Consider the following 10,160-nt stretch of genomic DNA (forward strand, 5'->3'; position numbering starts at 1 on the left):
TATCTCGGCCGCGGCACCAGCTTCCCGCTCGCGCTCGAAGGTGCCCTGAAGCTGAAGGAGATCTCCTACATCCACGCCGAGGGCTACGCCGCCGGCGAGCTCAAGCACGGGCCGATCGCGCTGATCGACGAGACCGTGCCGGTCGTGGTGATCGCGCCCCACGATCGCGTGTTCGAGAAGACCGTTTCCAACATGCAGGAGGTCGCTGCCCGTGGCGGCAACATCATCCTGATGACGGATGCCAAGGGCGCAGCGGAGGCGACGGTGGATTCGCTCGTCACAATCGTCATGCCCGACATGGCGCCTGCGTTCACGCCAATGGTGTATGCCGTTCCCGTGCAACTTTTGGCCTACCACACGGCGGTCGTGATGGGCACTGACGTCGACCAGCCGCGCAATCTCGCCAAGTCGGTGACCGTCGAATAGGCAGGGATGGGCTCAGGACAAGAGCGGGTGCGGTCGCTTTGCACCTTCAAAAATCTGCTAGAAGACCCTAGCTAGAGTGCTGCGACCGACTTGGAACCCGAATGACCGCCCGTGACGACGCGTCCCCGCCTGTGCCTGCCGAAGACCTGCCGCCGGAGCCGCATACCGGCCTGATGGGCCGATTCCGCAATTATTTTCTGACCGGCCTCGTCGTTACGGGACCGATCGCGATCACCCTTTATCTGGTCTGGTGGTTCGTCACCTGGGTCGACGGGGTGGTGCGGCCGTTCGTGCCGCTGGCCTATCGGCCGGAAACTTATCTGCCGTACGGCGTTCCCGGTTGGGGACTGATTGTCGCATTTTTCACGCTGACGCTGGTCGGCTTCCTGGCAGCCAATTTGATCGGCCGGACCTTGGTCGATGTCGGCGAGACCTTCCTCGGCCGCATCCCGGCCGTGCGCGCCATCTACCGCGGCCTGAAGCAGGTGTTCGAGACGCTGTTCTCGGGCAAGGGGTCGAGCTTTCGGAAAGTCGGGCTGGTCGAGTTTCCCTCGCCGGGCATGTGGTCGATCGTGCTGATCTCGCAATCGCCGAGCGAGGACATCGCCCGCAGCCTCCCGGGACAGGAGGAGCATGTCTCGGTGTTCCTGCCGTGCTCGCCGAACCCGACAACCGGCTTCTTCTTCTATGTACCCAAGAGCAAAATCATCGAGGTTGAGCTGAGCGCGGAAGACGCTGCGACTCTGATCATGTCGGCGGGCGTGGTGCAGCCGGGATCGAGCCCCGATCCAAAGAAGATCGCCGCCCTTGCGGGTGTGGTGAACGCCGCCCGCATCGCCAATGCCGCGGCCGTCCACCCCGAGCCCGCCAAGGTGGAGTGAGCGTCCGTCATTCCACCGCGGGATGGCGGCCATTCGTTTTGCGGTTCCCTCACTCTGCTATCATTCGAGATGACGAAGCGCAGATCGCTTTCGCATTCGAACTGGAGTGAGCCATGTCCCCAACCATCGCGATCCTCGCACCCGGCGCCATGGGCAGCGCGGTCGCCCGTCGCCTGAGTGAAAACGGCGCGTGCGTGCTGACCTCGCTGAAGGGGCGCAGCGAGCAAACCGCAAAGCGCGCCGCAGAGGCGGGCATGATCGCCGCCGAGGATGCCGATATCGCCGGCTGCGATATCATCCTGTCGATCGTGCCTCCGGGCGAGGCCGTGGCGCTTGCCGAGCGGCTGGCCGCGGTGATCGTGAGGCGGGAGAAGAAGCCGCTGGTCGTCGACTGCAACGCCGTCAACGTCGATACCGTGCTGGGAATCGAGGAGATCATCGGTTCGGCGCAGGCGCCGTTCGTCGATGCCGGCATCATCGGCTTTCCGCCGCAGCCCGGCAGCAAGGGGCCGGCGTTCTACGTGTCCGGCGAGCGCGCAAAGGATCTGGCCGTGCTGAAACAGCTTGGTCTTGACCTGCGGATCGTGGAAGGCCCGGTCGGCGCAGCCTCCGCGCTGAAAATGTCCTACGCGGGTATCGCCAAGGGTCTCGCCGGCATCGGCTCGGCCATGGTGCTGGCGGCCACCAAGGCCGGCGCCGCCGATGCGCTGCGCGACGAACTCGCGCTCAGCCAACCCGCGATTTTGACACGGCTGTCCACCGCACTGCCCGACATGATCCCGAAGGCCTATCGCTGGGTCGCCGAGATGCGGGAGATCGCAGGTTTTCTGGGACCCGATCATCCTGCGAGCCAGGTCTACGAGGGTTTTGCGCGGTGGTTCGAGCATCTTGCTGAAGATGCGAAGGGCGAGGCGGCGGATGCGGCGCTGTTGAAAGCGTTTGCGGAGAAAAGCGCGAAAAAGGCCTAGTTGTCCGCAAAGAGCGGAGGCGCCCATACGATGACGTCCGCGCCGCGTCGGCTTTATTACCTGGCATGTAATTGAGCCAATTCGCGGCCCGACTACTCTCCTGATCATCCACCCGCCGGCAAGCATCCAATCAGGTTTGCTGGTGAGCGTGAGTCACTACATGAGGAGAGAGATATGCAAGTCATGTTTACGAGGAAAGAGCCGCCCCAGTGGCTCCTCGACATGTGGAAGGAGATCGACGACAAGACCTTCGGAAAGGGTTTCGACTGCTTTGCGGAGGATGCCGTCTGCAATCTTGGCGTGGCAGATTGGGAGGGGCGCGAGGCGATCCGCGCCAATCTGAAGGCGTTTATCGACACCGGGTTCACTGCGCTGCATCACGTCACCGAATATTGGGATGCCGGATTCCTGAAAGTGTTTCGCGGTGTCGTGGACATGACACCCGATGACCGGTCGGCGGCGACAGTGCATCCCACGATGACCCATTTCTTCTATATGGACGAGAAGGACGACACCAAGGTGCGTCGCTGGGTTGGTGCAGTAGGCCCGGTTGCCTTTGGTTGATCTCCTGGTTCAGTCCTGCACCAATGGCCTTTCGGTGCCTCGGGTGATCCGAGGCACCCCCGCTGTAGAGTGTTGACGCAGCTGCACATCGGAAAGTCGAATGAAGGAGCGGTCGACATGAAAGCGACGGCCAGCGACATCAAGACAACCGCGGCCACTTCGGCAGGTGCTCTCCTGCGTCATTGGCGGGATATTCGCGGCAAGACGCAGCTCGATCTGTCGTTCGATGCCGGTGTCTCGCAGAAGCACATCAGCTTTGTGGAGAGTGGCCGCAGCACCCCGAGCCGCCAAATGCTGCTCGATCTTGCCCAGGCCCTCGATGTCCCGCTGCGCGAAAGAAATGAGCTGCTGCTGGCCGCCGGCTACGCGCCCTCTTATTTCGATCCCGCTCTCGATGCGCCCGTCATGACGAGCATCAACCGCGCCTTGCAACGCATGCTGCGTCAACACGAGCCCTTTCCGGCTATCGTCATGGACCGGTATTGGAACGTGCTGATGACCAATGAGGCAGCACCGCAGTTGTTCAACTGCTTCATCGACATGTCCGCACGACCGACCCCGCGGAACTTGCTGCACCTCATGTTCGATCCGGAAGGCATGCGTCCTTTCGTGGCGAACTGGCCGGAGACGGCCCGGGGATTACTCGCGCGCGTGTATCGCGAGGCGGTCGGACGCGTCATCGACGAGAGGATGAAGGCGCTTCTGGCGGAATTGTCGCAATATCCGGGCGTGAAGCCGGAATGGCGCGCGCCGTCACCGGGTGATGCCCTGCCGATGATTCCGCTTACCTTCGTCAAGGACGGGGTGACACTGGACTATTTCTCCATGATCACAACGGTCGGAACGCCGCAGACGATCACTGCAGAGGAGCTACGACTTGAGTGCATGTTTCCGGCCAATGATTCGACCGAAGCCGAGCATTGCAGATTCGTGCGGGCCCGTTCCGGCCTTTGGTCTGCCCGCCACTGACGGGGACAAACCAGATCGATAAGCATCAACCTGCCCCGATCAGCGGGATCGCTTCGTCCCGCTCATAAAGATACAGCAGGCAGCGCAGCGCTTCGCCGCGCTCGCCTGTGAGCTTCGGATTGTCCTTCATGATGCGCAGCGCCTCGTCGCGCGCTTGCGTGATGAGCTGGCTGTGCACCTCGGAGCGTGCGATCCGGTAGCCGGGGAGACCGCTCTGGCGCACGCCGAGCACGTCGCCTTCGCCGCGCAATTTCAGATCCTCCTCCGCGATCCTAAAACCGTCGGTGGTCTCGCGGATCACCTTGAGCCGTGCTTTCGACATTTCGCCGAGCGGTTCACTGTAGAGCAGGAGGCAGGTGGAGGCTTCCGAGCCGCGTCCGATACGGCCGCGCAACTGGTGCAGCTGTGCGAGCCCGAAACGTTCCGCGTTCTCAATCACCATGATGGTTGCCGCCGGCACGTCCACGCCGACCTCGACCACCGTGGTGGCAACCAGAAGTCCGATCTCGTGGGCGGCGAACTGCGCCATCACGCGGTCCTTCTCCGTGCCTTTCATCTGGCCGTGGACCAGACCGACGCGATCGCCAAAACGCTTTTGCAGGCTTTCGAAACGCTTGGTCGCGTTGGTCAGATGCTCGGTACCCTCGGCCTCGGATTCTTCGACCAGCGGACAGATCCAGTAGACCAGCTTGCCCGCTTGCAGTGCTCGGTCGACGCCGTCCATGACCTCAGAAAGGCGGCTCATCGGCACAGCCCGGGTGTCGATCGGCTGCCGGCCCGCCGGCTTCTCGCGCAGCTCGCTCACATCCATGTCGCCGAAATAGGTCAAGACCAGCGTGCGCGGGATGGGAGTGGCGCTCAGCACCAGCACGTCGACCGCTTCGCCCTTCGAGGTCAGCGCCAACCGCTCGCGCACGCCGAAGCGATGCTGCTCGTCGACCACCGCAAGCGCGAGCGCCCTGAAGATCACGTCGTCCTGGATCAGCGCGTGGGTTCCGACCAGAAGATCGATTTCGCCATCGGCAAGCCGCGCGAGGATGTCGCGCCGCTCCTTGCCCTTCTCGCGCCCGGTGAGGATCGCAACCCGCAAGCCGGCGCACTCGGCGAGCGGGGCGATGGTTTTGATGTGCTGGCGCGCCAGAATTTCGGTCGGCGCCATCAGCGCGGCCTGCTTGCCGACTTCGGCGACGGCGGCGGCTGCCAGCAGTGCCACCACGGTCTTGCCGGAGCCGACGTCGCCCTGAAGCAGCCGCAGCATGCGCACGGGCTGTTTCAGGTCGTCGGCGATCGCCGCCGCGGCGTTGCGCTGCGACGGCGTCAGTGCATAGGGCAGGGCGTCGATGATCTTGTTGCGCAAATGACCGTCGCCGGCATTGCGCACGCCGGCAGGCCTGCGCAGCTGCGCGCGGATCAGCGCCAGCGCGAGCTGGCCAGCGAGCAACTCGTCGAAGGCAAGCCGCGACCAGAACGGCTGGTCCGGCAGCACGTCCGTGAGCTCGACCGGCTGGTGCACACGCGTGAGCGCTTCCGCGATGGGTGGGAAGTGGCAGCGGCGGATGACCTCCGGGCTGATCCATTCCGGCAAGGCCGGCAGCTTTTGCAGCGCCTGCGCGATAGCGCGGCGGAGCGAGCCGAGCGCCAGGCCCTCTGTCAGCGGATAGACGGGATCGATGCCGGAGAGCTTTGCGATGGCCTCCTCGTCGAGCACGCGGTCGGGATGCACGATCTGTGGGATGCCGTCATACATCTGGAGCGTGCCGGAGACGTAGCGCTTCTCGCCGACCGGTAGCAGCTTTTCGACATAACCGGGCTTGGCTCGGAAGAACGTCAGCACCACGTCGCCGGTGTCGTCGCTGGCGTAGACGAGGTAGGGGGCGCGCGCATTGCGCGGCGGGGGTGGGCGATGGCGATCGATCGTCACCTCCAGTGTCACCACGGTGCCGGCAACGGCGTCGCGTATCTTCGGCCGGGCGCGGCGGTCGATCACGTTGCTCGGCAGATGCAGCAGGAGATCGACCAGCCGCGGCGTCTCATCGCGACCAAGGAGATAGCGCAACAGCTTGTCCTGCTTCGGCCCGACACCGGGCAGGCTGGTCACGAGAGCAAACAGCGGATTGAGCAGGCTGGGGCGCATGAGGCGAATCTAGGATCGTTCGTGCCCGTCATGCCCGGCTTTATGGCGGGCATCCACGGCTTTTTTCATCGGGCGAGCGGCTCGGGCCATGATGGTCTGAGTACCGTGAGCCGCTGCAACAAAAAGCTGACATTGGTCGCCTCAGTCGCTATATCACCCCCGCCCGGCACGTCCGGGCTTTCGGCGTTGGACTGGATCTTACGAAAATGACGGGAACGACACGATCGAGCGGTGGCCTGGACGAGCGCCGCAAGCGGCTTCTGTTCCGCTGCTGGCACCGCGGCACCCGCGAGATGGACCTCATTCTCGGCCGCTTTGCGGACGCGGAGATCGGCAATCTGTCCGAGGGCGAGCTTGCCGAGCTCGAGCGCCTGCTCGAAGTCAATGATCCCGACCTCTATGCCGCCATCACCGGCGACAAGGTGCTGCCGGCCGACGTCGCCGGAGTGCTGTTTGCCCGCATCAAGGCGTTTCCCGTGGCGGATGGCAACGTATGAAACCGGCGTTGAAATCACCGGCCGAGTTGCTGGCGCCCGGCCGCGCGCTGACTCTCGCCAATGTCGCTGAGGGGGCTGAGGGACTCGTCGTCTCCGATCTCGCCCGCGCGATCGCAGCGCGGCCCAAGAAGTCGGCCGTCAGCCTGGCGGTCGTCTGCCGCGACGGTCCGCGCATGCAGCAGCTCGAGCGAGCGCTGCAATTCTTCGCGCCGGATCTGCCCGTGCTCCAGTTCCCGGCCTGGGATTGCCAGCCCTATGACCGCGTCTCGCCGCATGGCGGCATCCTGGCCCAGCGCCTGACCACGCTCGCGCGCCTGGCCTCGCTCACCGGCAGCGATAAGCCGCTGATCGTGCTGACCACCGTGAACGCCATTGTGCAGCGCGTGCCCTCGCGCGATCTGGTGGCGGCGCAGGCACTCTCGCTCGCGCCGGGCAATGTCGTGCCGATGGACACGATCGTCGCCTGGCTCGAGCACAACGGCTATAGCCGCTCCTCCACAGTGCGCGAGCCCGGCGAATATGCCGTGCGTGGCGGCATTCTCGACCTGTTCCCGGCTGGCCTCGACCAGCCCGTCCGCTTCGACTTCTTCGGCGACAGCCTGGAATCGATCCGCTCCTTCGATGCCGAGACGCAGCGCACGCTCTTGGACATGCGCTCGCTCGATCTGGTGCCGATCTCGGAATTTCAGCTCGTCACCGAAACCATCCGCCGCTTCCGCATGGGCTATGTCGCCGAATTCGGTGCGCCCGAGCGCGACGATGCGCTCTACGAGGCCGTCAGCGAAGGCCGCCGCCATCCCGGCATGGAGCATTGGCTGCCATTGTTCCAGGAGCGGATGGACACGCTGTTCGACTATCTGCAAGGCGCTGCCGTCGCGATCGAGCCGCAAGCCGAGGATGCGATCCGCGAACGCTTCAAGCAGATCCTCGATTACTACGAGGCGCGTCGCGATGCGCTGGAGCATCCGACCGGCGGTGCCGTCTACAAGCCGTTGCCGCCGGATCGACTGTATCTGACCGAAGAGGAATGGGCGAAGCGCGAAGGCGGGATCCCGCTGGTGCGGATGACGCAGTTCTCGGTGCCGGCCGACGGCAGCAGCATCATCGATGCCGGCGCGCGCAAGGGGCGTGACTTTGCGCCCGAGCGCAACGATTCCACCGTCAACGTCTTCGAGGCGGTGGTGGCGCACGTAATGGCCTTGCAAGCCCAACGCAAGAAGGTCGTCGTCGCGCTTTGGACCGAAGGCTCGCGCGACCGCATGACCTCGATGCTGCGCGACCACAAGCTGACGCATACGACCAGCGTCAATAGCTGGCGCACCGTGCAGGCGACCCCGCGCAACGAGACTATGCTCGCCGTGTTGGGCCTGGAGAGCGGTTTCGAGACCGACGAGATTGCGCTCATCAGCGAGCAGGACATTCTTGGCGACCGCCTGGTGCGGCCGCGCAAGGCGAGCCGCAAGCTCGATAATTTCATCTCGGAGGTGACGAGCCTTGCGGCTGGCGACATCGTCGTCCACGTCGACCACGGCATCGGCCGCTTCGTCGGCTTGCAGACGCTGGAGGTCAGCGGCGCACCGCACGACTGTCTCGAGCTGCACTATGCGGCCGAGACAAAGCTGTTCCTGCCCGTCGAGAACATCGAGCTGCTCTCGCGCTACGGCTCCGACCAGACGACGGTCGAGCTCGATCGTCTCGGCGGCTCTGGCTGGCAGACCCGCAAGGCCAAGCTGAAGAACCGTATCCGCGAGATCGCGGGCGAACTGATCAAGATCGCCGCCGAGCGGCAACTGCACGAGGCGCCAAAGCTGCCGGTGCAGCCCGGCCTCTATGACGAGTTCTGCGCACGCTTCCCCTATGACGAGACCGAGGACCAGCTTGGGGCCATCGAGTCCACCTTAAAGGACCTCGAAAAGGGCCGTCCGATGGACCGGCTGATCTGCGGCGACGTCGGCTTCGGCAAGACGGAGGTTGCATTGCGCGCGGCCTTTGCGGTCGCGCTCGAAGGCAAGCAGGTCGCGGTGGTGGTGCCGACCACGCTGCTGGCCCGCCAGCACCACAAGACCTTTACCGAACGTTTCCGCGGCTTCCCCGTGCAGGTGGCGCAGGCCTCGCGGCTGATCCCAACCAAGCAGCTCAACCAGATCAAGAAGGGCATCACCGACGGCTCGGTTGACATCGTCGTCGGTACCCACGCGCTGCTTGGCAAGGCGATCAAGTTCCGCGACCTTGGCCTGCTCATCGTCGACGAGGAGCAGCACTTTGGCGTCAGCCACAAGGAGCGGCTGAAAGCACTCCGCTCCGAGGTGCACGTACTGACGCTGTCGGCGACGCCGATCCCGCGCACGCTCCAACTCGCGCTCACTGGCGTGCGCGAGCTCTCGATCATCGCCTCGCCCCCGGTCGACCGCCTCGCGGTGCGTACCTTCGTTGCCCCTCACGATCCTCTGATGATCCGCGAGGCCCTTCTGCGCGAGCGCTATCGCGGCGGGCAGGCGTTCTACGTGGTGCCCCGGATCGATGACTTGGCCGAGGTCAAGGACTTCCTCGACAAGAACGTGCCGGAGATGAAGGTCGCGGTCGCGCACGGGCAGATGCCGCCCGCGGTGATCGAGGACATCATGACGGCGTTCTACGACGGCAAGTTCGACATCCTGCTCTCGACCACCATCGTGGAGTCCGGCCTCGACATTCCCAATGCCAACACGTTGATCGTGCATCGCGCCGACATGTTCGGCCTTGCCCAGCTCTACCAGCTCCGCGGCCGCGTCGGTCGGTCGAAGCTGCGCGCCTATGCGCTGTTCACGCTGCCGGCGCAGCAGAAGATCACCGCTCAGGCCGAGCGCCGGCTCACCGTACTGCAATCACTGGAAACGCTCGGCGCAGGCTTCCAGCTCGCCTCGCACGACCTCGACATTCGCGGCGCTGGCAATCTGCTCGGCGAGGAGCAGTCCGGCCATATCAAGGAAGTCGGTTTCGAGCTCTATCAGTCGATGCTGGAAGAGGCGATCGTCAACCTCAAGGCCGGCGTCTCGGAGCCCGCGGCCGACCGCTGGTCGCCGTCGATTACGATCGGAATGCCCGTGCTCATCCCGGAAGATTACGTCGGCGACCTCTCGGTGCGGCTGTCGCTCTACCGGCGGCTTGCCGATCTCGACACCGAGGAGGAGATCGAGAACTTTGCCGCCGAGATGCGCGACCGTTTTGGTGTGTTGCCCGACGAGGTGCGGTATCTCTTCAAGATCGCGGCGATCAAGGCCTATTGCCGGAGCGCCAATGTCGAGAAGGTCGATGCCGGCCCGAAGGGGGCGGTCATCGTCTTCCGCGACAATTCTTTTGCCCACCCGGACCGCCTGGTGTCGTTCATCCGCAGCCACGGCGAGGCCGCGAAGGTGCGGCCCGACATGAAGGTGGTATTCTTCCAGGATTGGGAGACGCCGGAGGAGCGGCTTGCGGGCACGACGGAGATCCTGCGCCAGCTTGCGCAGCTCGCCACGAGCAAGAAGGCGGCGTAGCTGTTGATGTGATGTTGTAGGGTGGGCGAAGGCGCGTAGCACCGGCCCACCATCTCTCTGCGCGTGCGATAAAAAAGGTGGGCACGCTTCCGCCTTCGCTCTTCGAGTTACGGCGGACAAGTCGCTTTGCCCACCCTTGTAATAGCGCAATCAGATATTGTCGGGGTGTTCCGAGAGGAATGGCCTGCCGCGACTGCAACCGCGGC

General features: G+C 64.3%; 8 protein-coding genes. 7 read left to right on the forward strand and 1 reads right to left on the reverse strand.

Features of this window, described 5'->3' with window-relative positions; translation table 11 throughout:
- The 5 genes from SO156_RS44860 to SO156_RS44880 all read left to right on the forward strand — a co-directional run.
- Nucleotides 1-426 (forward strand): SIS domain-containing protein (locus tag SO156_RS44860; protein WP_498539324.1); only part of this gene is annotated, 426 nt, incomplete at its 5' end.
- A 101-nt stretch (nucleotides 427-527) separates the two neighbouring features.
- Nucleotides 528-1,307 (forward strand): DUF502 domain-containing protein, encoded by a 780-nt coding sequence (locus SO156_RS44865; RefSeq protein ID WP_458145327.1) that lies wholly within the window; start codon nucleotides 528-530, stop codon nucleotides 1,305-1,307.
- A gap of 113 nt (nucleotides 1,308-1,420) precedes the next feature.
- A complete protein-coding gene (locus tag SO156_RS44870) occupies nucleotides 1,421-2,275 on the forward strand; it encodes an NAD(P)-dependent oxidoreductase (RefSeq protein WP_498539325.1) in 855 nt (284 codons plus the stop codon).
- Between the two features lie 174 nt (nucleotides 2,276-2,449).
- Nucleotides 2,450-2,839 (forward strand): nuclear transport factor 2 family protein, encoded by a 390-nt coding sequence (locus SO156_RS44875; protein ID WP_498539326.1) that lies wholly within the window; start codon nucleotides 2,450-2,452, stop codon nucleotides 2,837-2,839.
- A gap of 117 nt (nucleotides 2,840-2,956) precedes the next feature.
- Nucleotides 2,957-3,808, forward strand: coding sequence for a helix-turn-helix domain-containing protein (locus SO156_RS44880; protein ID WP_498539327.1), 852 nt, complete (start codon nucleotides 2,957-2,959; stop codon nucleotides 3,806-3,808).
- Nucleotides 3,809-3,833: 25 nt separating this feature from the next.
- Here SO156_RS44880 and recG read toward each other — a convergent pair whose 3' ends face one another.
- A complete protein-coding gene (gene recG / locus SO156_RS44885; RefSeq protein ID WP_458145323.1) occupies nucleotides 3,834-5,942 on the reverse strand; it encodes an ATP-dependent DNA helicase RecG in 2,109 nt (702 codons plus the stop codon).
- Between the two features lie 206 nt (nucleotides 5,943-6,148).
- On the opposite strand from recG, the gene SO156_RS44890 reads away from it, so the two are divergent.
- Entirely contained in the window at nucleotides 6,149-6,439 is a 291-nt protein-coding gene (locus SO156_RS44890; protein WP_458145322.1) for an FAD assembly factor SdhE, read from the forward strand.
- Complete coding sequence (gene mfd / locus SO156_RS44895) at nucleotides 6,436-9,954, forward strand: transcription-repair coupling factor (RefSeq protein ID WP_498539328.1); 3,519 nt, start codon at nucleotides 6,436-6,438, stop codon at nucleotides 9,952-9,954. Before SO156_RS44890 ends, mfd begins: the two co-directional genes overlap by 4 nt.
- Nucleotides 9,955-10,160: the final 206 nt, after the last annotated feature.

The organism is Bradyrhizobium sp. UFLA05-125 (assembly GCF_059803515.1).